General features: G+C 68.4%; 19 protein-coding genes. 6 read left to right on the forward strand and 13 right to left on the reverse strand.

Going from position 1 to position 24,745, the window contains the following annotated elements; translation table 11 throughout:
- Positions 1–273 precede the first annotated feature (273 nt).
- The 10 genes from EAT51_RS02400 to EAT51_RS02445 all read right to left on the reverse strand — a co-directional run bounded on the left by EAT51_RS02400 (position 274) and on the right by EAT51_RS02445 (position 11,918).
- Positions 274–735 (reverse strand): DUF2501 domain-containing protein, encoded by a 462-nt coding sequence (locus EAT51_RS02400; protein ID WP_130515416.1) that lies wholly within the window; start codon positions 733–735, stop codon positions 274–276.
- Positions 736–823: 88 nt separating this feature from the next.
- The gene (def, locus tag EAT51_RS02405) at positions 824–1,351 is read right to left on the reverse strand and encodes a peptide deformylase (protein ID WP_130515414.1); all 528 of its coding nucleotides are present in this window, start codon (positions 1,349–1,351) and stop codon (positions 824–826) included.
- A 165-nt stretch (positions 1,352–1,516) separates the two neighbouring features.
- On the reverse strand, positions 1,517–2,509 hold the full coding sequence (locus EAT51_RS02410) for a glycoside hydrolase family 113 (RefSeq protein WP_165422677.1): 993 nt from the start codon (positions 2,507–2,509) through the stop codon (positions 1,517–1,519).
- A gap of 73 nt (positions 2,510–2,582) precedes the next feature.
- A complete protein-coding gene (locus tag EAT51_RS02415; protein ID WP_130515412.1) occupies positions 2,583–3,692 on the reverse strand; it encodes a hypothetical protein in 1,110 nt (369 codons plus the stop codon).
- Complete coding sequence (locus EAT51_RS02420; protein WP_130516190.1) at positions 3,640–5,544, reverse strand: glycosyltransferase family 2 protein; 1,905 nt, start codon at positions 5,542–5,544, stop codon at positions 3,640–3,642. The genes EAT51_RS02415 and EAT51_RS02420 overlap by 53 nt, the downstream gene beginning before the upstream one ends.
- A gap of 43 nt (positions 5,545–5,587) precedes the next feature.
- Positions 5,588–6,502, reverse strand: a complete 915-nt coding sequence (locus EAT51_RS02425; RefSeq protein ID WP_228257788.1) for a hypothetical protein — start codon at positions 6,500–6,502, stop codon at positions 5,588–5,590.
- 177 nt (positions 6,503–6,679) lie between these two features.
- Positions 6,680–8,143: a DUF1501 domain-containing protein gene (locus tag EAT51_RS02430; RefSeq protein WP_130515409.1), complete on the reverse strand. Its 1,464-nt coding sequence runs from the start codon at positions 8,141–8,143 to the stop codon at positions 6,680–6,682.
- Positions 8,144–8,156: 13 nt separating this feature from the next.
- Positions 8,157–9,881, reverse strand: a complete 1,725-nt coding sequence (locus EAT51_RS02435; protein WP_130515407.1) for a DUF1800 domain-containing protein — start codon at positions 9,879–9,881, stop codon at positions 8,157–8,159.
- Positions 9,882–10,022: 141 nt separating this feature from the next.
- On the reverse strand, positions 10,023–11,207 hold the full coding sequence (pncB, locus tag EAT51_RS02440; protein ID WP_130515405.1) for a nicotinate phosphoribosyltransferase: 1,185 nt from the start codon (positions 11,205–11,207) through the stop codon (positions 10,023–10,025).
- 51 nt (positions 11,208–11,258) lie between these two features.
- Positions 11,259–11,918 carry a recombinase family protein gene (locus tag EAT51_RS02445; protein ID WP_323052879.1) on the reverse strand — a complete coding sequence of 220 codons (660 nt, stop codon included), beginning with the start codon at positions 11,916–11,918 and terminating at the stop codon, positions 11,259–11,261.
- 855 nt (positions 11,919–12,773) lie between these two features.
- Between EAT51_RS02445 and EAT51_RS02450 the strand changes: the two genes are divergently transcribed.
- From EAT51_RS02450 to EAT51_RS02465, 4 genes are all read left to right on the forward strand, one after another.
- Entirely contained in the window at positions 12,774–13,958 is a 1,185-nt protein-coding gene (locus tag EAT51_RS02450; protein ID WP_130561231.1) for an EAL domain-containing protein, read from the forward strand.
- A 203-nt stretch (positions 13,959–14,161) separates the two neighbouring features.
- Positions 14,162–15,136, forward strand: coding sequence for a GlxA family transcriptional regulator (locus EAT51_RS02455; protein ID WP_130515401.1), 975 nt, complete (start codon positions 14,162–14,164; stop codon positions 15,134–15,136).
- Positions 15,133–16,221 (forward strand): exopolysaccharide biosynthesis polyprenyl glycosylphosphotransferase, encoded by a 1,089-nt coding sequence (locus EAT51_RS02460; protein WP_130515398.1) that lies wholly within the window; start codon positions 15,133–15,135, stop codon positions 16,219–16,221. Before EAT51_RS02455 ends, EAT51_RS02460 begins: the two co-directional genes overlap by 4 nt.
- A 34-nt stretch (positions 16,222–16,255) precedes the next feature.
- Complete coding sequence (locus EAT51_RS02465; RefSeq protein ID WP_130515396.1) at positions 16,256–16,765, forward strand: hypothetical protein; 510 nt, start codon at positions 16,256–16,258, stop codon at positions 16,763–16,765.
- Positions 16,766–16,945: 180 nt separating this feature from the next.
- On the opposite strand, the gene EAT51_RS02470 is transcribed toward EAT51_RS02465, so the two are convergent.
- From EAT51_RS02470 to EAT51_RS02480, 3 genes are read right to left on the reverse strand one after another with little or no spacing between them, the layout of a single operon-like run.
- Positions 16,946–19,195, reverse strand: a complete 2,250-nt coding sequence (locus EAT51_RS02470; protein WP_130561232.1) for a polysaccharide biosynthesis tyrosine autokinase — start codon at positions 19,193–19,195, stop codon at positions 16,946–16,948.
- Complete coding sequence (locus tag EAT51_RS02475; protein WP_130561233.1) at positions 19,192–19,677, reverse strand: arsenate reductase/protein-tyrosine-phosphatase family protein; 486 nt, start codon at positions 19,675–19,677, stop codon at positions 19,192–19,194. The genes EAT51_RS02470 and EAT51_RS02475 overlap by 4 nt, the downstream gene beginning before the upstream one ends.
- Before the next feature lie 7 nt (positions 19,678–19,684).
- On the reverse strand, positions 19,685–20,893 hold the full coding sequence (locus tag EAT51_RS02480; RefSeq protein ID WP_130561234.1) for an SLBB domain-containing protein: 1,209 nt from the start codon (positions 20,891–20,893) through the stop codon (positions 19,685–19,687).
- Between the two features lie 53 nt (positions 20,894–20,946).
- Here EAT51_RS02480 and EAT51_RS02485 point away from each other — a divergent pair, with 53 nt between their 5' ends.
- On the forward strand, positions 20,947–22,530 hold the full coding sequence (locus tag EAT51_RS02485) for a DUF1972 domain-containing protein (RefSeq protein ID WP_205965151.1): 1,584 nt from the start codon (positions 20,947–20,949) through the stop codon (positions 22,528–22,530).
- A 59-nt stretch (positions 22,531–22,589) separates the two neighbouring features.
- The gene (locus EAT51_RS02490; RefSeq protein ID WP_130561235.1) at positions 22,590–24,728 is read left to right on the forward strand and encodes a glycoside hydrolase family 5 protein; all 2,139 of its coding nucleotides are present in this window, start codon (positions 22,590–22,592) and stop codon (positions 24,726–24,728) included.
- Positions 24,729–24,745 lie beyond the last annotated feature (17 nt).

Below are 24,745 nucleotides of genomic sequence, written 5' to 3' on the forward strand. Positions count from 1 at the left end.
CCTCACTCGGGGCGCCGGCGTTCTAAACCGAGCGTTGCAACCATCCAAAGCAAAGGCCGCCTGCAGAGCCTCCGCGGGCGGCCTTTGTTTTGGATGGGAGCGACCATCTCTCCCTGTAGAGCGGAGCTTGCTCCGCTGGGGCTTCCCTGTGATCCGGCCGAAACGCAGCGGAGCAAGCTCCGCTCTACGGGAGTCGCCGGCGGCGATAGGCTCTTCCCGGTAATGTCCCATCGCCGCCATTGGCCGAAAAGGCCACAAGGGCGGCTCCCACCTTCAGATCAGCTTGGTGGCGTTGTTCAGCACGTAGTCGCAGGCCTTGTCCTTGAGCTTGCCCGAGACTGCGTCCAGATTGAACGACTGCCCGCCCTCGCCCTTGAGCACGCCCATCAGGCCGCGCTGATAGTCCGGCGACTGCTCGGGCTTCTGCGCCCCGCCCAGGCCGTACTTGGACAGCAGCTTGTCCTTGACGCCAGTGACCGCATCGGCGCTGAGGTACTTGCGCTGCACGCAGTACTGCAGCACGCCGGCCGCATTGCCGGCGGTGTTGCCACCGATCGCCGGCAGCGACAGCCCGCCAAGCGCCCCCAGGCCACCGGCCGCCTCGCCGCCGGCCGGCGCCGCCTGGCCGGTGTGCTGCTTGAGCAACTGCTTGAAATCCTGCGCCTGCGCGGCGCCAGCCAAGGCCAGCGCGCCCAGCATCAGCGCGGCCTTCAGGGAACGGGATGTCGTCTTCATGGCCTACCTTCGCAAGATCCGTGGACAGGCCTGCAGGCTAGCAGCGTGGCGTTAATGCCGCGCCTTGCCGCATGCGGCGTGCGCCGGCTCACTTGCCCTCGCCGATCTCCGGGAACAGCACGTCGGTGAAACCGAACGTGGAAAAATCCTTGATCCGCGACGGATACAGAATGCCGTCCAGGTGATCGACCTCGTGCTGGATCACGCGCGCATGGAAGCCTTCGGCCACCTGCTCCACGCGCTGGCCACCGGCGCTCCAGCCGCTGACCCGGATCCGCCGATAGCGCGGAATCACCGCGCGCAGTCCGGGAATGGACAGGCAACCTTCCCAGCCGTCCTCCAACTCGTCGGTGAGCGGCTCGATGAGCGGATTGAACAGCGCCGTGCGCGGCACCGAGGGCGCGTCGGGATAGCGAGCGTTGTGCTCGAAGCCGTACACGATCACGCGCTTGCTCACCGCCACCTGCGGCGCGGCCAGGCCCACGCCGCCGGCCTCGTCCATGGTCTGGAACATGTCATCGACCAGGTCGCGCAGCTCGCCGGTGGCGAAGTGCTCGACCGGCTCGGCCCGGGCCAGCAGCACGGGGGCTCCCATGCGGACGATGTTGCGGATCATGTTGTCGTCTCCTGTTGGGCGCAGCGCTCCATGGACCTGCACGGTTAGCGTTCGTTTCCTGGATCCTCGCACACGCGCTTAGACGTGGTTCGAACGATCGCGCCAGGCGCCGGTTCCCCAACGCGACCTGTCCGGCCCGAGCGCGAGGGCCTCAGGCAAAAGAGATCATGGAGACCGCTGCGGCGCAAAACCCGCGCGGAAGACGGCCTGCGCGGGCTTGTTCTGCACGGTGAAGTCGCTGTCGCTTGCGCCGCCGGCCGCTGGATCGGTGTACCAGCACCAGATGCCGATGCCGACCACGCCGTGCCGCGCCAGCACCTGCTTCCATTCGCCCAGGACGCGTGCCTGAAGGGCCAGGTCGACGTTCGCGGTGCGCTGCTCGGGACTTTCCCACGGCGCCCCCAGGCTTCCGCTAGCGGAGCGCAATCCCAGCTCGGCCACCCAGGCTGGCCGCTGTTGACGTTCCGACAGCGCCTGCAGACGGGCGGCCACATCGTTCATGGCGTTGCCACGCTCGCGCAGGTCACTTGGCAAGGCCGGGTAGAGGCTGGTGCCCACCACGTCGAACGCCGACCAGTAAGGGAAGGCTTCGGCCTGGTCGATGCTGTCGGCCACGTAGACCAGCCTGCCCGGGTACACCTTGCGCACCGAGGTCGCCAGCGTCGTCCACTGCGGCGCATTCTGCAGACGCCGCAACTCGGTGCCGAGCACCAGCGCCTCCACGCGCTCCTCGCGCGCCATGGCCGCAAGGGGCAGGATCGCCTTCTCATAGGCGGCGAACCAGGCGGCCTTGTCGGCAGGATCGATCTCGCCGGCCCAGTGGCCCGGCACCCAGACATGCAGTTTGAGGATGGGCCGCAGTCCGGCCGCGCGAGTCTGCCGCACGGCATCACGCAGGCGTTCCACGCTGCTGTCGCTGCCCAGCGCGGGGGTCTGCGAGGCCGGGGTCTCCTGCCAGAGGAAGGCCACCAGTAAGCCAGTCTGCGCGCCCGCGTCCGCCAGGTTGCGTAGCGACTGCCCGGCAGCCTTGCTGCCCCAGGGCGCATCCTCGGAAACCTTGACGTTCGCGCCCAGCCACGGCCCACGGCTCGTCGCGGAACAGCCGCTCGCCAGCGCGAACACCAGTAAAGCCATCGCCCATTTCTTTGCCGCGCTCATCGCCTTCCTGCAGGTGGCCGCCAACTCCGGAAGGATTCTTCCACGATCGTGCCTACAGCGCGCGGGCGACGGCCTAACCGGTAACCAGCGCGAACACCTCCGGCGCGCCCGACAACGCACCCAGCGACAGCACGCCGATCAACCAGCCTCGCTGTGCGGGCAGGCACTGGCCGGCCGCAAGCGCCGCTGGGGCGAGCAACAGCACCGCATAGTCGCCCGGCCAGGCGCCGCGTGCGAATGCGACAACGATAACAGCGCAGAGCACGGCCGCAGCCAGTGCGTACGTCGCACGCCACGCCTGCGGAGCTCCCTTTCCCGACAGGGCAAGCAACGCGACCACAACGATGCCGCCCGCGCCCCACACGAGGGGCCGCCCCTGGGCCCGGAACACCTCGGTGGGCACGAGCAAACCTCTACCGCCTGCCCAGGTGTCCCGCAGCCAGGCCAGGGTGTCACCATTCCACCACCAGCAGGTATAGAGCAGGGCAAGCACGGTGAACACCACCGGCAGGAAGACCGCCAGGTGGTAGGTCAGCGGCGCGCGCGCCAGCAGCCCTCGCGGCACGCAGGGGAACAGGCACACGGCCAACGCGACGACGACGACCCAGGCGCGGACGTCCGCCATGAACAGCATCAGCATCCAGCTGGCCAGAACCAAGTAGCCGACCACGTCGGCCGCCCGCCGCACCCGCGACGCGCCACGCCCGACCGCATAGAGGGCCAGCAGCATCACCGCTTCGCCATTGCCGGACAGCGCCGCGCCGACGAACAGCGGTTGCAGCAGGAACAGCATGGCCAGCCCCCACGCCCAACGCCGCCCGAGCTGCGCAGCCAGGTCGTGCCACAGCACCGCAATGGTCGCCGCCGCCGCGAGCAGATCGGGAACGATCGGCCACCACGCCGGAATGCTGCCAATCCGGCCCAGCCAGACCGCCAACGCCGCGATGCCGTTCGGATACAGCATGCCCAGCGTCACCCTGCCGGCCGCCTGCGCCGTCGCGCCGGCGATCTGCGGCCCGGGGACATAGCGCGCATCGATCAGACCTTGCGCCACCGACCAGGCCAGCAGCGCCGACAGCAACACCAGCGCGGCGGCCAGGGCCGGCAGGGCATCGCGCAGGGCCCAGGGCTCAGTCTTCCAGGGCGACCTTGCGCTGCTCGGCAACGTACTTGCTGATGCCATGCGTGGTCTTCTCCCAATAGAACGGATTGCGGATGAGCTGCCAGGCGCCTTTGTAGGCGGCGATCGACTGCAGCAACCAGTAGAACGGCGCAGTCAGCGCGTAAGGCGCCAGGTGCTGGTAGCCGCGCTTGAGGCTGGCCACCAGCGTCATGTAGATGAAGAAGAAGTTGGCCACCAGCAGGTTGAATAGGTTGAGGTAATCAAGCGCGCGCGGCATCAGGTCGCGAAATGTGGAGAAGCCCAGCACCAGCCATACCAGATAGATGAGCCACAGCACGGGCGCGGCCAGCGCGGTGAAGAAACCACCACCGATGAAGAACTGGAACCCCCAGAAGCCGCGGAACCCGGTGGATCGGTACAAGTGCACCGGATCGCGCATATGCACCAGCCAGGTCTGCATGTAGCCCTTCAGCCAGCGCGAGCGCTGACGGATCCAGTTGGGGATGCTGACGTTGGCTTCCTCGAAGGTGGTCGAATTGACCACACTGACGCGATAGCCCTGACTGATCAGACGCACGCCCAGATCCGCGTCCTCGGTCACGTTATAAGGATCCCAGGCGTGGATACCGCGCAGCACCTCTAGACGAAAATGGTTGGACGTGCCGCCCAGCGGAATCGGGATGCGCAGGTATTCAAGCGCAGGCAGGAAGAAATCGAACCACAGCGTGTAGTCCAACGTGAACATCCGCGTGAGCCAGTTCTCATCGGCGTTGTAGTAGTTCAGGCGCGCCTGCACACAAGCCACCTCCGGCGCGGATTTCCGGAAGGTCGCCACCACACGCTTGAGCTGGTCGGGCTCAGGCATGTCCTCGGCGTCATAGATGGTCACCAACTCGCCGCGTGCGAATTGCAGCGCGTAGTTGCAGGCCTTCGGCTTGGTCTTGGGCTGCGACTCGGGCACGCGGATGATCTCGAAGAACGCTTCCAGACCCAGCGACTTGGCCGCTTCGATGGTTTCGATGTCGCCGGCTTCGAGCACCAGCTTCACGTCCAGCTTCGAGGTGGGGTAATCGAGTTTGCGCAACGCGCTGGCCAGGATCGGCAGGACATCCGGCTCCTTATACATAGGCACCAGCACGGTATAGACCGGCAGGTCGGCGTCATCCAGCTGCGCGATGTCCTGCTCGTCGACGCGGATGTCGACCTTGCGTCGCGCGCCCAGGCACATCAGCGTGAACTTGAACAGGAACGTGGCGAGGAAACACAGCGCCAGCAGTGCGTCGAGCACGATCAGCGTGGCGATCGGCCGCAGGCACAGCGCAACCACCAGCGCCACGCCGATACCCAAGGCGACCATGCGCTGACCGCGTGTGAACACGGTACGCGCCGAATGTTCAGGGTCGCGTACCGCCAGAAGATTGAGCGCATCGTCGGTGAGGCGCGCGGCCGCAAGCCGTTGCACCACCCAGATGATGTCGAACTTGGAGGTTCCCACGAAGCGCACGTCATCGCCGTACAGGCTGCGCGCCCAGGCGAAGGTGGCCTCACCCGGGTCGGCCACCGCGACCACCATCGCCTCGCCTTCCCGGCGCCACGGTACCGCCAGTCGCTTCAGGTACTCGGCTGCACAATCGACATCGAACGATGCCGCATCCGGCGACTGTTCAAGGAGGTTGACGAAGGGGAGGCCGAATTGCTCGGCCAGCACCGGATAGAACTTCAGCGCCGAGGTCCAGCGCTGGGCGAGGATGACGTCGCCAAGGCGCGAGTGCCAGCGACGCTGCAGCGCCAGTGCACTCTCCAACTGTTCACCATCGATCACACCTGCTTCCACCAGGCGCTGGCCGATCTGCCTGGAGCTGCCAAGGGACAGGGGGACGCCACCAAGGACGCGCGCCGGGTCTGCCTGCACATTCACGGGAACACGTCTCCGGACAGCGAACGCGACCCTTCCATCAAAAACGCCACCACGCAGCGGCGAACACGGCGCTGCCGCCTCCGGTGTTGCGACCTGCCACTACCTGCTGCACGCCGAGCTGCAGCTGCGTCCCTCCCGGCAAGGTATGCAGCATCGACACGCGCAGCTTGGTCAGGTCGTAGTTATTGCTGGCAATCAGGTTGCTAGGGTTCCAACCGCGTCCGTTGCCCAGGCCCTGGATCACATTCAATTCTGACAGCAGCACCCACCTGGGCGTCAGCGCCACGCCGGTAGCGATGTCCAGCCTCATCTCGTCGGCAGCGTCGGCGCCGCGCAGGCGCGCGGCCAGACCCATGTCCAGATACGCATCGTGCTGGCCAAGCCGGTAGCCGCGACCAACGCTGTAGCGCAACTCGGCGCCGTAATCGCCCAGGCCGATCGCCGGCTCGTCGTCGCGATCGTAGGCAGGAATGCTGAGGAGGAACTGAGCCGCACCGACCCACTGCCCCTGCCCTCCGCCCGGATCGAGCCGATAGCGCAGCCCGACTTCCTGGTCGCCCAGGCCGCTCGTGGTCCGGCTGCCGTAGCCGGCGTCATTCCGATAGCCGACCCGGTCGGCATAGAAGTTGCCGATGAAGCTCAGGTCCGGCGTGATGCCGTGTTCGACGTAGAGGTTCAGCTGGTTGAGCTGGCTCTTGCCGTCGTCGGGAAACCGGGTACGCCGATGCGCATCGTCGAAGGCCACGCCGCTGTCCGAGTGGCTGGCGCTAAGGATCAGCAGCGTCTTGCCATCGTCCTGGACCCAGGCATCGGCCAACGCCTGGCCGGGACAGGTCGCGGCGACAATGCCCAGGCACAACAGCGCCGGCGTGCATGCGGTGAACCTGGGTCGAACCCACCGCGCATGAAGGCTTCGCAACAGGCCGGGTCTTAAGTTTGAAACGTCAAACATCAATTTCTTTCGCGCTGCGCCGCGCTTGGTCAGCGCAGTCTTTCATGTGACGAGCATCAATCTATCCTGCCTGCATTCGAGCTTACCAACTTGATCTGAGCGAAGGGACCCGCACGCGACGACGTACACGGATCCATCAGCGCGGGTTCACGAATCGCGCTACGTGACGCTCCCGCCTCACGCTGCCAAGAATCCCAGCGTCGGACTGGCGAAGTTGCCCAGGCCCGGGAAGATCGCCGCCAGGTCCGAGGCGCCCACACCCATCCACTGGGCGAAGGTGGCGCCGAACTGGTTGGTCGAGGTGGTCGGGATCATGCGACCGCGATCGACCGCCTGGTCGCCGTTCAACTCCAGGATCGGATAGCTGCCGAATACGCGGCCGCCGGCCAGCGGACCGCCGGAGGACTGCGGGCCGCCCATCATCAGCTGCACGCCGCCCCAGGCGTGGTCGGTGCCATTGCCGTTGCTGTTGAGCGTGCGGGCGAAGTCGCTGTTGGTGAAGCTGACCACGTCGTTGAGCGCGCCGATTTCCACCAGCGCGTTGCGGAAGGCGAACAGCGCATCGGAGACCTGCCCCAGCAGGCGCGGCTGGCCATTGGCGACCATCTGCCCGTCGTGGGTATCGAAGCCGCCCATGCTGGCGAAGTAGATCTGCCGGTTCTGCCCCAGCGCGCTGGTCCGGCTGGCCTTGATCGAGCGGGCGATCATGCGCAGCTGCGAGGCCAGCCCATTGCCGGACGGGAACACGGTGGCGATGTCGCCGCCGTTGTTCGCATCCAGCGCGGTGCGCATCGTGCTGCCGATCAGCATCGCGCTCTCGCCCTGCAGCGCGTACTGGTCCTGCATCAGCGGCGTGTAGCGATGCTTGACCAGCGCGGCCAGCGCCTCGCGGCGGATGCGGTCGGGCGTGGAGTTGACGTTCTCGAAGTTGCGCAGCGCCGCCGGACCGCCGGTGGACATCACATAGGGCGAGATCGAGGTGCCGGTCTGGAACAGGTTGTTGCCGGCCAGCGAGATGGTCGGCGGCAGCGCGGTGAAGCCGCCGCTGTTGGCGCCCTTGATGCGCTCGCCCAGGGTGCCGCCCCAGCCGACGTTGGAACTGCGCAGCTCCGACTCGCCGCGCATCCACAGCGCCTGCTGGTCGTTGTGCGAGAACAGGTTGTAGGGCAGGCGCTTGGCCTTGGCGGTGTACTCGGCCTTGGTGGTCGGCTGCACCAGCGTGCCGACGTTGGCCATGAACGCCAGCTCGCGGTTGTCGAACAGGGTCTTCATGCCGGCGCAGGCCGGGTGCAGGCCCCAGGCCTTGCCCGCCGTGTCGGTGACCTTGAGCAGCGCGTCGCGGGCGATGCCCAGGCCCTGGCTGTTGGCGGCCGCGTCGTACACGCCGCCGCGGCTCTTGAGATAGACGTCGTACTCGGTCTGCACATGCGGGATAAGCATGTTGAACGAGTCGTTGCCGCCGAACAGGAAGATGCACACCAGCGCGCGGTAGTTGCCGGTGCCGACCGCGGTGGAACTCTGCGCCAGCGCGCGGCCGACCAGTTCGAACTGCGGCAGGGTCGCGGCGACGGCGCCGCCGGCCAGCATCAGCTGCAGCGAGCGCAGGAAGGTCCGGCGGTCCTGATTGACCTGTCGAGACATGTTCGTGCGGCTCCTATCGCTGGATCACGAAATCGGGGGAGGCCAGCGCCAGCTGGACCAGGGACTGCACCCGTTCTGCGCTGCTGCGCTTCTCGGTCTGCAGCTTGTTGAGCATGTCGATCATCGTGGCGCGGGTGTCGGCGGACAGGTTGCCGGCGAACAGCAGCGCGGAGATCTCATCGACCATGCCGGCGTGGTTGCCGGCATCGGCCAGCGCCTGCAGGCTGGTGGCGTCGAGCACCGGCGCGTTGGTCCGCGCGGTCGGCGCGGCCGTCTTCAGATTGCCGCAGGCGGCGTTGCACACCTCGTTGAAGGTGCTCACGAAGCTGGAGTCGTTGAGCAGGTCGAACTCCGGCGCATAGAGGCCATCGACGCCATCGGCGGCCTGCAGGCGCGCGTCGGGCGAGAAGAAGTTGAACACCGACGGCGAGCGCAGCGAGTCCTGGCCCAGCGACACGCTGAAGTCGTAGGACGCGCCGAAGGAGAACGCGTACTGGCCGTCGTCGCGCGGCACGTACTTGGCGTCGAAGGCGCGCCACAGCGTGGTCAGCTGGATCAGCGGCTCGCGCAGCTTGCCGTAGCTGGTGTCGGTGGCGGCCGGCGCGGTGCGCGCCTCGGTGTCCATCAGGATCGCCTTGATCACCTTGCCCAGATCCCCGTTGGAGCTGGCCCACACCTTGGTCACGCGGCCCACGTAGGCCGGGCTGGGATTGCTGGTGACGAAGCGCTGGATCAGCTGGCGGCTGATGAAGGGCGCCGTGTTGGCATGGCTGGCCAGCGCGTCGAGCGCCTTGGCCAGCGTCTTGGTGCAGTCGTTGCCTTCGGCGATGACGATGCCGTTGAAGATGGTCTTGGGCTGGTCGTCGTGGTAGTCCGGCACGCAGGTCATCGGCTTGGCGTCGTTGTCCGGCAGGCCCTTGTAGAAGGTGTCCTTGGTCGCGCCATTGATCGACCAGCCGGTGAACACCCGCGCCATCGCACTCACCACCGCCTGGTCGTAGGTGGGGATGGTGTTGCCCGAGGCATCGGTCTTGATGGTGAAGTCGGCGTTGCGCTGGACCAGGCCGATGGAGAACAGCTGCATCACCTCGCGCGCATAGTTCTCGTCGGGGACGATGGTGACCGTCAGTCCCTGGCCGTTCTTGTAGCTGACCGCCTTGCGGTTGCGGATGTGGCTGAGGTAGGTGCCCATCGCCGGGTGCAGGGTGACCTTCTCCAGCAGGTCGCGGTAGGTGCCGAACGCATTGCTGTCCAGCATGTCCTGGTAGTTGGCGATGCGGCCGAAGTTGGCCGTGTTGTAGTCGCGGTCGGAGACCACGAAGATCTCGCTGAGCGCGAAGCCCATGCGCAGGCGCAGCTGGTCCTTGGCGGTCACCGCCTGCCACAGCCAGTAGTTGCGCCGCTCGGCGTAGCTCAGGCTGGCCACCGGGATGGACAGGATGTGCGGCTCCATCAGCGTCGGCGCGGTCTTGGACGCGTCGATCTGCTCGTCGATCCAGGCGCCGTACCCGATCTGGCGCACGCGGGCGATGTCGGCCTTGGTCGGGCCGAAGCTGGCCTGGGTCAGAAAGCGCGCCGCCTCCGCATCGGTGGTCGGCTTGTCGCTGAGCGTGGTCGGGGTGGTGACCGGCGTGGAGGGCGAGGACGAGGCCGAAGACGACCCGCCGCCACCCCCGCCGCCGCAGCCAGCCAGAAGGAGCAGCAGCCACAGCGTGGCAGCCGCGCGTACAAGCGTCATGTCGAGCACCCCGGCGCCACCCCTGATCCGCCCGAAGCGGCGGATGATCGCCGTCGGCTGCGGCGTCAAGACAGAGTGAAAATTACGCCAAAATAGGTGTCAAGTCCGCCAAGTTGCTGGTGATCGAAAGCTTGCCGCAGGTCACAGATCCTGCTCGGGCGGCAGCCCGAAGACTTGCCGCAGATAGCGCACATAGCCCGGGTCGTCGCACATGCTCTTGCCCGGCGAGTCGGACAGCTTGGCCACCGGCTGGCCGTTGCAGCGCGTCATCTTGATGACGATGTTCAGCGCCTTGGGGCCCAGATCGTTGGTCAGGTTGGTGCCGATGCCGAAGGCCAGGCGGCAGCGCCCCTTGAAGTGCGCGTACAGCTCGGCCACCCGCTCCACGTCCAGGCCGTCGCTGAACACCAGGGTCTTGGCGCGCGGATCGGCGCGGTTGGCGGCCAGGTGCGCCAGCATCCGCTCGCCCCAGCGCAGCGGATCGCCCGAGTCGTGGCGCATGCCGTCGAAGAGCTTGCAGAAGTACATGTCGTAGTCGCGCAGGAACGCATCGGTGCCGACCACGTCGCTCAGCGCGATGCCGAGGTCGCCGCGATACTCACGCGCCCAGGCCTCCAGCGCGGCGGCCTGCGAATCGCGCAGGCGCGGGCCCAGCGCCTGGAAGGCCTGCAGCCACTCGTGCGCCATCGTGCCCAGCGGCGTCATGCCGTACCGGTAGGCGAAGTGGACGTTGCTGGTACCGACGAACTGCTCGCCCAGCCCGTCGCGCAGCTGCGGCAGCAGGCGTGCGTGCCAGGCGCGCGAATAGCGCCGGCGCGTGCCGTAGTCGGCGATAGCGCAGCCGGCCGCGTCGGGGATGGCGCGCAGGCGCGCCAGCTTGGCCTGCAGCCGGCGCTCGCCTTCGACCAGATCGCCCTGCCCCAGCGCATCGAAGTACACCTCGTTGATGATCGCCAGCAGCGGCACCTCGAACAGGATGGTGTGCAGCCACGGCCCCTCGATCTCAAGCGCGATCTCGCCGGGCACCTGGTCCGAGGCGCGCAGGGTGATGTACTTGCGATCGAAGTGGAACAGGCCGAGGAAGTCGACGAAATCCGGCTTGACGAAGCGCAGCCCGCGCAGGTAGTCCAGCTCGTCCGCGGTGAAGCGCAGCGCGCACAGCGCGTCGATCTCCTCGGAGATGCGGTCCAGGTGCGCGGCCAGGTCGATGCCCGGCGTGCGGCACTTGAAGCGGTATTGCACCTGCGCGGCAGGGTGCTGATGCAGCACCGCCTGCATCATCGTGAACTTGTACAGGTCGGTGTCGAGCAGCGATTGGATGATCATGCGGCCATTGTGCACCGCGCGGGCACGGCGATGGCGTCGACGCCCGCGCCGCTAGTCCACCACGCGCCCACCCTTCATCAACGCCGGCTCCACCTGGTCCTGCTGTTGCGCCATCAGTCTGGCCAGCGTGCGCGGGTGGACGCCGTAGTGCTTGGCCAGCTGCTTCGAATCCCAGCCACGCAGCTGCGCCAGTTCGCTGGCTTCCACGCACTGTTCGACCGTCAGCGATGGCCTTCGGCCCAGCTTCCTGCCCTGCACGCGCGCCGCGGCCAGGCCGGCCCGCGTGCGCTCGCTGATCAGCGAGCGCTCGAACTCGGCCAGCGCGGCCATGATGTGGAACACCAGGCGGCCTCCCGATGAGGCCGTGTCGATGCTCTCGGTCAGGGACTGGAAGCAGATGCCACGTTCGCCCAGCACATCCAGCAGCTGGACCAGATTGATCAACGAGCGGCCAAGCCGGTCCAACCTCCAGACGACGAGCTTCCCACCCGGCTTGAGTCGCCGCAGCGCCTTGTGCAGGCCAGGGCGGCTGCCGTGCCTGCCCGAGACACCTTGGTCCGTATAGATCTTGGTGCAACCGGCGGCCTTGAGTGCCAGGATCTGCAGATCGAGATTCTGGTCGCCCGTCGAGACGCGCGCGTGGCCGATGATCATGGTGACGCCCCCCCGTGTTGCGAACCGCGCCGGGTGGCACCACATCTGCGGATCCATCGGAAAATCCACAGAAGACAGCGTTGGAACGTGGTACTGGTCAAGCGTGCGTGGTCGCCTTTGCGAACCTGCGACCGGCGCGTACCCAACTCTTGTTTCGTCAATGTCGCAAGTCGTGTCTTATCGCTCTGTGTTGCTCTTAACATGGTCTTCCAACACTGCCCACCAGGTGGCATCGAGCTCCGCCGGTCGAACGCAGTGCACGTTTGAACCACGCCGTCTGGACTAGGCCTGACGGCGTAATGGGGCACGTGCCTACCCCCCCCTGATTGACTGTTCCGCAGCCTGGACTTGGCTTGGACAACGCGTCGGAACTTGTGAACCCCCGGATTATGCGGTGTATGAACACGATGCGGGACTCAGCGGGCCGATCTGTAACCTCGACCCCGTAACCGTGATGATCGTCACTTTGCTTGAGTGACGTAGATTCGCTGGCAAGGTACGCACCCTCTCTTGCGCGCTCCAGCCACCGCGCCCCGATAGGCCGTGCCAGAAAGCGCTCCGCCTTCCATGACGATCCTGTCAGCACATCGCGGAACCAGGTGCCGCGCATCCTTCCCCCTGACTGACCGTGCGCAATGCCCCCCGGGCATCTTGGCCCAGGGTTGGGCTCTAACTTGGGGAGATGGCGGTGGCGGATCGACATTTGACAGAAATGGTCCTTTCTGTCCCAGCACTTTTCATGTCGAATTGATCGCCAAGAGTTCAAGCTATCCGCGGTATTCCTTCACGCGCCCCGATCCTTCCAGAAAGGACCGTTTTCGTACGCGCGTCAGCCGGCGTATCGCGGTGGTCTGCCCGCGATCCAGGAGGTGAGCGGGCCGAGGACGCACGCGGCTGCCTGGGGAGCGGCGCATGAGCCGCATCGAGCTTCCGCCGCCGGCATCGGGCTGCCATCTGCTGGTCGAACTGCATAACCGCGACCACCTGGCGGCGACCTACGGCGAGACCTTCGCGCGTGCGGCCCTGGCCGCGCTGCAGTGGCGCATGCATCTGGCCGGCCATTCGATCAAGCAGGCGGGCGATCGTCGTTTCGTCGCGTGGATCGCCGAGGCCGGGTCCTTCGCCGAGCACTGGCAACTCCAGCTCGCGGGCCTGCCGCTGGAGCACCTGGGGCAGCGCGCGCTGCCGGTGGTCACGGTCGGCGAAGTCAGATTGAGCTCGACCTCCGGGCCCTATCCGCCGCAGGAGCTGGAGCGCCTGGGCGGCCGCGCGCCGATCCTGGAACCGGTCCAGTGCGGCTGGATCTGGCGCGAGCGCTACGAGAAGGACATGGCCCTGGCCCTGGCCTTTCATGAGGCCTTGCGCAGCGGCGAGGTCGGCCTGACCTTCCAGCCGATCATGCGACGCAACGCCGGCGATCGACGCGACGCCTCGCTGTATCAGGAGGCCCTGCTGCGACTGGACCAGCCCGGCATCGGCGCCTCCGGCCTGGTCGCGGCCATGGAGCGTCTGGGCCTGGTCAGGCTGCTGGATCGTGTGGTGCTCGACGCGGTGATCGAACGCCTGGAGCGCGAGCCCACCCTGCACGCCGGTTGCAACCTGTCCTCGCACAGTCTCGTCGACGACGCCTGGTGGCATGGGCCTATCAAGAGGCTGCAGGAACAGCCGGCCGTCGCCGCCAGACTGACGCTGGAGATCACCGAGACGGCACCGCTGGGCGACTTCGAGTCGGCCAAGGCCTTCGTCGGACGCCTGCGCGCGCTGGGCTGCCAGATCGCCATCGATGACTTCGGCGAGGGCCACACACGGCTGGACTTCGTCCGCCAGATCCTGCCCCAGGTGGTCAAGATCAGCGGCACGCTCCTGGCCGAAGCGATGCGCAGCATCACCGGGGCACGCGAGTTCTCGCACCTGGTCGCGCTGGGCGGAAGCATCGCGCCGTACGTGGTCGCCGAAGGCGTCGAGCGCGCAGGCGACACCGCCGTGGCCCTGGCCGGCGGCGTCAACTGCCTGCAAGGCCTGGCCATCGCGCGACCCGCGGGAGCCTGGCCGCCGTCGCGCGTCTGCCTGCCGCCGGTCTGTAGAAGCGCGGCCTGATCGGGGGACGAGCGGCCGCAGCACAAGCGCTTGGGCGAGCCAGGTCCTTCTGCTCGGTCGCAATGGGCAACGGGGACCGCGCGCTTGCAAAGACCCGCTGGGAGGGCGGGACATCAGCCACGGCCACGCCGCGAGCCGGCGGGCCGGGCGCGAACTGCGAGCCGCGCGGGAGGGCGGCTCGTCCAGAGCTTCAAGGGGAAAACATGAGCGTGATCACCGGAATCAAGTCGTCCGTCAGCCGCCTGCCCGCCTTCCCGGCCGAGCGACTGAACCTCTCGCATCGTCTGGGCCTGGTCGTCTTCGACGGCTTCGGGCTGGCCGACGTGGTGGCCCTGATCGACCTGCTGTGTACCGCCAATGCCATCGAGCAGCGCGCCTCGGGCTTCAAACGCCTCTACATGCCCGTGCTGCTGTCCGAATCCGGTGGCACCGTGGCCAGCGCCTCGGGCATGCATGTGGCTACCGAACGCTTGCCGCCCCCGCGCGGGCAGCGCCTGCGCATCGTGTTCGTGGCCGGTGGCGTGGGTGCGGCGACGCTGGAGGCCAGCCCGCGGCTATGCCAGTGGCTGCGGGACCAGCACGAGTTGGGCGTCATGATCGTGCCGATCGCCGAGGGCCGGCGCTTGATCGAAGCGGCGGGTCTGTTCGTGAAGAGCACCGGCGAACAGCGCACCGCGTTCGCCGCCGCCATGGCGATGATCGCCGCGGACCTGGGCGAGCTGGTCGCCGCGCGCTGCCTGGAGCTGCACGGGCCGGCGCAGACCGAGGCACCGGCCGAGCCGGAAGTCCTGCGTCCGGTGGCGCGCACGCGCGTGACCGAGCAGATCCTGGCGTCGGCCCGCTGGCTGGAAACCCACCACGAGCAGCCGGTGAGCATCGCCGATGCCGCGCACGCGGTGGCCATGAGCGAGCGCAACTTCCTGCGTCGCTTCAAGCTGGAACTGGGCATGACGCCTTCGGACTATCTGCTGGGCGTGCGCCTGCGCCGCAGCTGCAAGCTGCTGACCGAGACCGACCTGCCCATCGACAAGATCGCGCGGCGTTGCGGCATCGGCGATGGCGGCAGACTCGCCAAGATCTTCCGCAAGCACCTCGCGCGCAGCCCGGGCGAGTATCGCGCCGGCACCAGGGCCCGGGCCGTCGCACCGCAACGCTTCAATCGGAGTCCGGTCCAATGAATTCGCACGCGCTGCTGTTGACGACGATGGAGGCCGCCGGTGCGCTGTCCCTGGCGCGCCTGGGCCTGAGCGCCGCGCAGTCCTGGCAACGCCAGCTCGGATCCCGCGCGCGCCGGGTGGCGCTGATGGTCAGCGCCGATTCGACGCTGCTGCTGCCGCAGCTGCTACGCAGGCCGGGGCCCGGCTATCGACCGGCGCTGGTCTACGAGGAAGGCGCGGCCACCGGCGCGCAACGCGAGGGGCTGCCGGTGATCGGCGACTTCGACACCTTCCGCTCGCTGCTGCGCGGCGGCGCCATCCGCGAGCTCTGGCTGCTGGCGCCGCTGGATCAGGCCGCGTCGCTGGAGCGGCTGGTGCAGGAGTTCCGCCAGGATTTCGTCGATATCCGCTTCATTCCGGATCTGCGCGCCTACCCGCTCGCCCGGCTGGACCAGACGCGCACCGGCACGGGCGCCGGCGGGATCCATCTGGTCGGCATGCCCTGGCATGCGCGCCATCCGCTCGGCAAGCGGGCCTTCGATCTGGCCTTCTCCGCCACGGTGCTGCTGATGCTGGCGCCGCTGCTGGCCCTGATCGCGCTCGCGATCCGGATCGACTCGCCCGGCCCGGCGCTGTTCCTGCAACAGCGCATGGGCGCCGACGGGCGCCGCTTCACGATCTACAAGTTCCGCACCATGCGCGTTCATAGCGAAGGCCCCGGCACGTTGAGCCAGGCGCGCCGCAACGATGCGCGCGTCACGCGTCTGGGCCGGCTCCTGCGCCGCACCAGCCTGGATGAGTTGCCGCAGTTCCTGAATGTCCTCAAGGGACAGATGTCGGTGGTGGGGCCGCGTCCGCACGCGCTTCCGCACGACAATCAGTACAAGGAACTGGTGCGCGACTACATGTATCGCTACCGGATCAAGCCGGGCATCACCGGCTGGGCCCAGGTCAACGGGCTGCGTGGCGAGATCGACTGCCTGGAGAAGATGAGCGAGCGCGTCGCCCACGACCTGCACTACATCCAGCATCGCACGCTGGCGCTGGACCTGAAGATCGTGGCGATGACCGTGCACAAGGGCCTGGTGCATCGCAATGCCTATTAGGCCCTGCTCTGCCGGCGCGGCGACGGCGGCCGCCTTGGCGTTGACGCTCTGTGCGGCCGGCATCGCGCCCGGCCACGCGCAGGAAGCCGCCGCTGCCCTCACCCCGCTGCAGACGCCCGGCCTCGGTCTGGCGCGCGATCCCGCCCTGCTGCGACGGACCGGGCGGCGCACGTCTCCAGACCCGTACATGGCGCTGATCCGCGCCAGTCAGCAGGCCATCGGGCTGACCTCGCCGGAGCAGCAGAAGCAGGCCATTCCGGGCATCGACACCTCGCTGCAGTCCGGGATGGCCCGACGCGCGCCTGGCCGGCGCTCGGGACAGGATCCATCCGCGATCCAGGATCCGGCTGCGATCTCGCTCGGTTGCCACGGCACCGGCCTGGCCAAGCGTGCCACGCAGGGAAGGAATGCGCTGCGCACGGCCGACCTCGGCGCGGAGTTGGCCAACGGGCTGCTGCCCGGTGCGATGAACCTCCAGCGTCTTCCGGGATTGGCCGCACCGACGCTGGAGACGCTGGGCAACGTCGGCGAAGGCTGTCGCTGACGCGCGGTCGGCTTGTCCGCCGGGCGCGCCAGCGGCCGGCGAGTGGCGCTGCGCGAGAAGCCAGCGCGCTGCCCTGCTCGTTCGCCTCACTGATCCGAGATCTTCCTGCGGGCGCCGCGCCGCAGCGATGCCTGTCCGGGCACGCGCGCAGGGCCGATGCCGCTGCGCGCATGAACGGGCTCAGCGCTTGGGGTCCGCGCCGTAGGTTCCGTATCCATAGCCGTAGCCGTATCCATCGCCATAGCGGCTGGCGCGCAGGCCGTTGAAGACATGGCCGCAGATCTTCGCCTCGACCTGGGTCAGGCGCTTGAGGGTCTGGACCAGCTGCCGCCCGTTGGTGAGCTCGTAGCGGCTGACGATGAAGACCGCGCCGCAGGCGCGCGCCAGGGTCATGGCATCGCCGACCGGCAGCACCGGCGGCGAATCGACGATCACGTAGTCGTAGCGCTGCTCGGCCTCGCGCAGCACGACGTCCAGGGTCGGACGCGCCAGCAGTTCGCCGGGGTTGGAGACCCGATGGCGTCCGGAAGGCAGCAGGTCCAGCCCCTCCTGGTCGGTGTGCTGGATGGCGGCCTCCAGCGTGTCCTGCCCGGCCAGGACATCGGACAGGCCCGGCGCGGCGACCGAATCGGGGAAGTAGCGCCCGAGTCCGGCGCGCCGCAGGTCGCCGTCGACCAACAGCACGCGCACGCCGGTCAGCGCCAACAGATAGGCGAAGTTGGCGGTGACGAAGGTCTTGCCGACGCCCTCGGTGGGCCCGGTGAACACCACCGCGGTACGCCCCGCCTCACGCAGCGCAAGGCGGAAGGTGCTACGCAGGGTGCGCAAGGCCTCCACCCCGGGATCGGTCGGCGACTGTCGCGACAGCAGCGCATGGTAGAGCGGGTCTTCGCTGCCGCCGCGCACGCGGGTCATGCGCGATTGCACCTTGCTCTCCGGCACCACGGCGTAGACCGGGGCGCCGCTCAGGCGCTCGACCTCCAGCGGGTCGTGCAGCGCGCGGCGCATGCCGGCCAGCACCTGCACGGCCAGGAAGCCCAGGAGCAGGCCGCCCATCAGGCCGCCGGCAAGCACCGGCAACGTCGTGGGCCAGTGGCGTCGCTCCGGAGAAAGCGCGGGGTCGATGATGGCCGCCGTGCCGGTGGTGCCGGCCTCGGCGACCTCCAGCTGCAGCTTGTTGGCCGCCAGCGCGGTGTAGAGCTGCGTATCGACCGCCACATCCCGCGCCAGGCGCAGGTACTCCTGCTGCGCGGCAGGCAGCGCGCGGATCTGCGCATCGGCCTGGGTCAGCGCCTCGGCCACGGCCGCGTGCTGCGCCTCGAGCATGCGCATGGCCGGATGGGTGGGACGGAACTGCTGCGCGCTGGCCTCGCGGTTGAGTTCCAGCAGGGTCTGCTGGCGGGTCAGCTCGACCACGCGCGCCAGCAGGGCCTCGCTCTGCTGCTCCACGTCGATGGTGCCGCTGCGCATGCGGTAGGCGTTGAGCGCGTCCTCGGCGCGGGTCAGCTCCGCGCGCAGCGCCGGCAGCCTGTGCTCCAGGAACTGCAGGCTCAGATGCGCCTGCTGGGCGCGATGGCGGATGTTGAGCGCGACATAGGCGCGCGCCAGGGCGTTGGCGAAGTCGGCGGTGCGCTCGGCGTCGCTGCCGCTCACCGTCAGCTCGATCATCGAAGAATCCTTGGAAGTCTCCGTCGCCTTGACCCGGCGCCCCATCTCCTCGAACGCAGTCTGCAGCGACGAGGCGGTGACGCCGAAGCTCACGCCGCTGCGCGCGCGCAGTTCCTCGACCTGGATCGACCCACGGCCTGGCCCGAAGCGAGTGGCGACGTTGAAGTCCACCCGCTGACCCAGCCTGCCGCGCGCGATCTCCTCGCCGTCGGGCGCGCTCAGGGTCCAGGCATCGTCCTCGCCGGCCGTCAGGACGAAGGGCTTGCCGTACAGCGCGCGCGGCACTTCGAAATGCGCCAGGCGCAGGCGCTCGCCGCCCCAGGGCAGCTCCGACAGGCCCAGTAGAGGATCGGCCAATCCGTTGGGCGGCGTGGCCAGGCGCGCATAGAGGCGCCCCACGACCGGAATGCGGTGCCTGGGCTCGATGTCCAGCTGCGCCTGGGTGCGGTCGATGGCCTCGCCCATCACGGTGCGCGAGGTGAGGATGTCCAGCTCGCCGTCGATGGACTTGTTGAGATTCAGCGCGCCGGCCACGTCGGACAACGCACCGAGCATGGACCCCTGGTCCTCATCGATCTGCAGCAGCGCCTGGGCCCGGTAGGTCGGCTGCGCGGACAGCAGGTACACCAGCGCCAGGGCGAACACGCCGCCAGCCACCAGCAGGAACAACCGGCGATGCGTCGAGACATTGCGCAACAGCAGGAGCAGATTGACCTCGTCCTCTTCGGGACTGTCGGCGGCTGGTGGGGTGGTGGGTCTCATGGGCGGATCGGGTCGCTCTGGTGAAGAGGGGATTGCAGGTGCGGCAGCCAGCTGCCGACGCAGGTCTCGATCGTTCTCAGGGTGGCGGCCAGTGCTTGCGGCGCCAGCCCGTCAGGGTCGGCCACCTCGGTGGCCTGCCAGTGGCCGAGGCGCCAGACCTTGGCCGCCGCCGCCGGGGCCAGGCGCAGCAGCGTCTGGCGCTGGCTGGCTTCCATCACCAGCACCAGATCGGCCCACTGCAGCAGCTGCGCGTCCAGGCGGCGGCTGAAGGCGCTCGGCGGAGGCGGATAGCCGGCCGCCTCCAGCACATCCAGCACGCCGCGCGGACGCTCCAGGCCGGTGATCGCCTCGAACCCGGCCGAGCGCACCTGCACCTCGCCCGTCGCCCCCAGCCGCGCGAGCAGCACCGCCTCGGCCATCGGGCTGCGAACGAGGTTGATGCGGCAGCACACCGCCAGTCTCAGCACGGATCCGTCGGCCATGCGCGGATCAGCGATTGGCCGCCGCGCTGGTCATGTAGAGCGAGCTGGCCAGCGGCAGGATCTGGGAGACCACACGCGAGAAGCGGGTCAGGTTGGCGGGATCGACGAACACGATGTCGCGCGGACGCAGCACGAAACGATCGCCCAGGACCAGCAGCCCGGGATTCATCGCATCGAGCTGGTAGACCTTGACCTGCTGGGGCTGGTCGCCCGCGCGAAACACATAGATCTGCGCGGCATTGGCCGAGACCGGACTCAGTCCGCCCGCATCGGCCAGCGCTTCGGACAGGCTCATCGGCCCCAGCGGCATCACCTGCGAGCCCGGCTTGGCGACCTCGCCCAGGACGAAGACCTTCTTGTCCCGGCGCGGCGGCAGATTGAGGACATCGCCGCTGCGCAGGAGCGGATTCTGGGTCAGGTCGCCCTGGAAGAAGAAGGCGTACAGATCCAGCGTGCGGGTTCTGCCGCCGCGATTGAGGCTGACCGACTGCAGGTCGGCGCCTTCCACATAGCCGCCGGCGGCCGCCAGCGCATCGGCGACCGTGATCGGCACGTCGGTCAGCGGCTGCGCGCCGGGCGTGCGCACCGCGCCGGCCACATACACGCGCTGGCTGCGGAAGCCCACCACCGCCACGTCCAGCTGCGGGGCGGGGATGACCACGCTCAGGCGACCCGTCAGCAGCGTGCGGATGTGCGGCACGTCGAGCCCTGCGACCGTGACCGTGCCCACGTACGGGAAATACAGCGTGCCGTCGGGCTGGACCAGGCGTGCCTGCGCGTCCAGCGAACTGGCCCCGCCCATGCGCAAGGTCTCCGCACCGGGTACGCCGGCGTTGCCCGTCGCCGAGGTCAGCGCGCCCAGGCCGGGATTGTTCAGTTCGGGATGGTCCCAGACGGTGACCCGCAGGGTGTCGCCGGCCTGCACCACGTAGTCCTGCGGCGCGCCGTCGGCGTCGGGCGCCTCGGATACCGGCGCGTGCGCGGGCGGCTCGGGCTGTGCCGGCATGCCCGGCTCGATCCGCTGCAGGCTGAAGTGGATGCCGTTCTGGACCAGCTCCGAGGCTTCATCCGCGCGCTCCAGCGGCGCCGGAAAGCGCGACGCCGGCAGCATGGCGCAACCGGACAGCGACACGCCCGCGACGACCAGCAGCAGCAAGAGCAGGCGGAGATTGAACTTACGACGCCGCAGCCGACGACACAGCAGAGCAAAACGCATGCGCGATTCCTGACCAGATCCAACCCCCTGCGCGGCAAGCACAGCCGGCAGCCATGATCGCCATGACCAGTCCCGCGAAGATCCCCGTGGCGCGCGAGCGGCACGCCGCACGAGAACCGACGCGTCGCCACCTGCGCGAGAAAAAAGCGCTGCGATGCCCCGGTCAGGTCATCGCAGCGCAAGGGGTCTTCTCCACGGCTTGGCACTGGACATCAGGAACGGCGATCGGAGCCGGTCAGGATGCGCGGACCCTGCATCGGCCCGCTCATGGACGAGCCGACATGCTGGAAGGGTGGCGATGCCGCTTTCGGACATTCCCTGGGCAAGGGCCGCCATCGCGTACGCGGGGCTTGACGGAAATAGCGCTCAATTCGGCCGAATCGGCCTGCCGTGCGCTGCGCATGATGAATGCCGTCGCTGCGATGTGCCTACAGAAGGAACAAGCCATGCCCCATCGTCAGATCTCGATCCTGGGGACGCGTGGCATTCCCGCCATGCATGGCGGTTTCGAGACCTTCGCCGAACGGCTGGCCCTGCACCTGGTGCAGCGCGGCTGGCGCGTCACGGTGTACTGCCAGGCGGGCCCGGAACAGGAACAGTCGGCGATCGAGGACCAGTGGCAGGGCGTGCACCGGGTCACCATCGGCGTCAAGACCAGTGGCGCGCGCGGCACCATGGCCTTCGACTGGCGCTCCATCCGCCATGCCGCGCGGGCCCGCGCGTCGCTGGTGCTCACGCTGGGTTACAACACGGCCCTGTTCTCGACCTGGCTGCGCTGGTGCGGCGTGACCAACGTGATCAACATGGACGGCCTGGAATGGAAGCGGCGCAAGTGGCGCACGCACGAGCGTCTGTGGCTCTGGGCCAATGAGCGCATCGGCTGCTGGGCCGGGCATCATCTGATCGCCGACCACCCGGAGATCGCGCAGCATCTGGCGACCCGCGTGCGGGCGGACAAGATCGCCATGATTCCCTACGGCGCCGACCTGATCGAAGACATCGGCGACGAGGCCCTGGAGCCGTTGGGACTCAAGGGAGCCCGATACGGCGTGGTCATCGCGCGGCCCGAGCCGGAGAACTCGCTGCTGGAGATCGTCAGCGCCTTCTCGCGCCGCCGCCGCGACGCACGCCTGGTGGTCTTGGGCCGCTACGAGCCGCAGGGCAATGCCTATCACCGGCAGGTGCTGGACGCCGCCAGTCCGGAGGTGGACTTCCCCGGTGCGATCTACGACCCCGCCACGCTGCGCGCGCTGCGGCGACACGCGCTGTTCTACGTGCACGGCCACACGGTGGGCGGCACGAATCCCTCCCTGGTGGAAGCGCTGGGCGCGGGCAACGCGGTCATCGCCCACGACAATCCGTTCAACCGCTGGGTCGCCCAGGACGGCGCGCGCTACTTCCATTCGGTGATCGACTGCGACATGCATCTGTCGGCGCTGCTGGACGATCCTGAGGCGGTGACGGCCATGCGTCGGGCGAGCCGGCAACGCTTCGATCGGGAGTTCCGCTGGTCCTTCGTTCTGGCGCAGTACCAGGCGCTGCTGGAGGGGATGCTGCCGCGCGCCTCCACGTGGCCCGCTGCGCTGCCGACGCCGACGGCGGCCGATGTCGGGCCAGGCCGCGGCCCCGCACGCTGAGCGTGTCCGCACGCCCATCCACGTCCACGCGCCTTGCCGCCTGCCTTGGGGTAATCGCGATGACGGGCCTGCTGCTGGCCGCAGGCGCCAGCGGAGGTCTTGAAGACACGCAGACGAGCGCCGAGGACTTCTACCGTTTCGAGGCCGCGTCGGCGACACCTGGCAGCCTGGTCGATTTTTCCTACCTCAATCGTCCCCTGACCGCGGGCGACCGGCTGCGCGCCTGCGGCGAGGCGCTCTGCACCCAGGAAGGCGCGACACCGGTGCGCCTGTTCGGCGTCAATGTCGGTTTCGAAGCCGCCCTGCCCGACGCCGACGAGGCCGAGCGCCTGGTGACCGACCTGCGCGCCCTGGGCGTGAATCTGATCCGCCTGCATGCCTTGGATGCGATCGCCGACGGCGAGCGGGTCGACGGCCTGCTCACCGGCGACCCCTTTCCCACGCTGGACCCGGTCGCGATCCAGCGTCTGCGCGGACTGCTCGAACGCTGCAGGCAGTCCGGGATCTACGTCGACCTCAACCTGCACGTGCGCTATGCCTTCCGTCCGTCGATCGACGGAACCCTGGCCGTGGACGATGAACCGGAGTGGCCCAACCAGTCCAAGCCACTGCTGCGCATCGACCCCGCCGCGGCGCGTCTTCAGGCACGTTACGCACAGGCGCTGCTGACGGCGCTGCAGGGGGCGGGCGAGCCGGCGCTGGCGATCGTGGAGATCGACAACGAAAGCTCGCTGGTCTACGCATGGATGGACGGCAGTCTCGCCCGCCTGGTGCAAGGCGCGCCGCTGAAGGTGTTCCTCGACACCTGGCGGCAATGGCTGCAGACCCACGGGGCAGGGCACGACATCGATGCCAGCCAGCTGCCACAGTTGGACGACACCGATGAGACGACCGCCGCCCTGTTCCTGGAATTCCTGGCCGACCAGGACGCCGGCTACAACACCCGCATCGCCCAAGCCATCGCCGGGGCCGCACCTGCGGCGCTGACCATCGGGACACAGATGAACTTCAGCGGTCTTGGCGGCATGCGGGCGTTGACCGGCATGGACCTGCGCGACGGCCATTTCTACGTGGATCACTACCGTTTTCCCGGCACGCAGTGGCAGTGGGACGACTGGCGCATCGGCGACACGTCGGCCCTGGGACAAGGCCTCGCCCCGCTGCTGGGCGCGGCGTTCTATCGGGTCTACGGGGCGCCCTTCCTGATCACCGAATTCAACCAGCCCTGGCCCAATCGCAATGCCGCCGAGATCCTGCCCGAGACCGCCGTGCTGGCCAGCCTGCAGGGCTGGGCCGGACTGGCCTACTACGACTACGCCCATCGTCGCGGCAGCCAGACACCGACGGTCCCCTACGAGTTCAGCCTGTCCGGCGATGGCGGGCGACGCGCGCAGTTCGGGCAGATGGCCTGGCTGTTCCGGACCGGCGCGATCGGACCGCTGTCCACGGCCTTCGGCTACACGCCCGACGCGGGCCTGCAGCTGCGCGCCACCCGTGGGCGGATCACTACGCTGCTGGGCGACTTTCTCCATGCGCAGGGCGTCGCTTCCGCGGACTGGGCGCTGGACCGTCGGGTCGGCATCGGCACCTCCACAGCCCAGAACACCGCTTCCGTCCGGGACAGCGAAGTGGCCGTCGATCCGCGGCACGCGACCCTGCTGGTCGCCGCGCCGCGGGTCGCGGGCATCGTGGGCCGGCTGCAGCCGGGCAAGCGCTATGCCAGCGGTCCGCTGTCGGTGGAGATGGCCCACGCCGGCATGACCGCACTGATGCTCTCGGCCCAGGACGGCAAGGCGATCGCATCGTCGAGCCGCCTCCTGTTGACCCTGCCCGGCTACACCCTGGGCTCGGACGCGAACGGCTCGCCGGTGGACCTAGTGCCGGCCACCTGGCTCGGACAGGCAAGCGCGACCGTCGGCGCGACCACCGGCGACTACACCCTGCGCGACCCGCAGCATGGAGCTGGCCAGAACCTGCGCGAGATCCGCGCACCGATCTGGATGCGGCGGCAGCCCTGCGTGGTCGGGTTGACCCTGCCGGCGCGACAGCTGACGGTCTACCCGCTTGACGCGCGCGGCAACCGCCTGCCGCCGCTAGCCGGCGACGCGGTGCGCAAGACGTCCACCGGCTTCGAACTGCACCTGCAATCACCCGACCAGGCCGCCGCGCCCTGGTACGAGCTCCAAGCGAGCCCCTGAGTTCGCGCGCAAGGATC

The sequence above is a fragment of the Pseudoxanthomonas winnipegensis genome (assembly GCF_004283755.1).
GTDB classification, from domain to species: domain Bacteria; phylum Pseudomonadota; class Gammaproteobacteria; order Xanthomonadales; family Xanthomonadaceae; genus Pseudoxanthomonas_A; species Pseudoxanthomonas_A winnipegensis.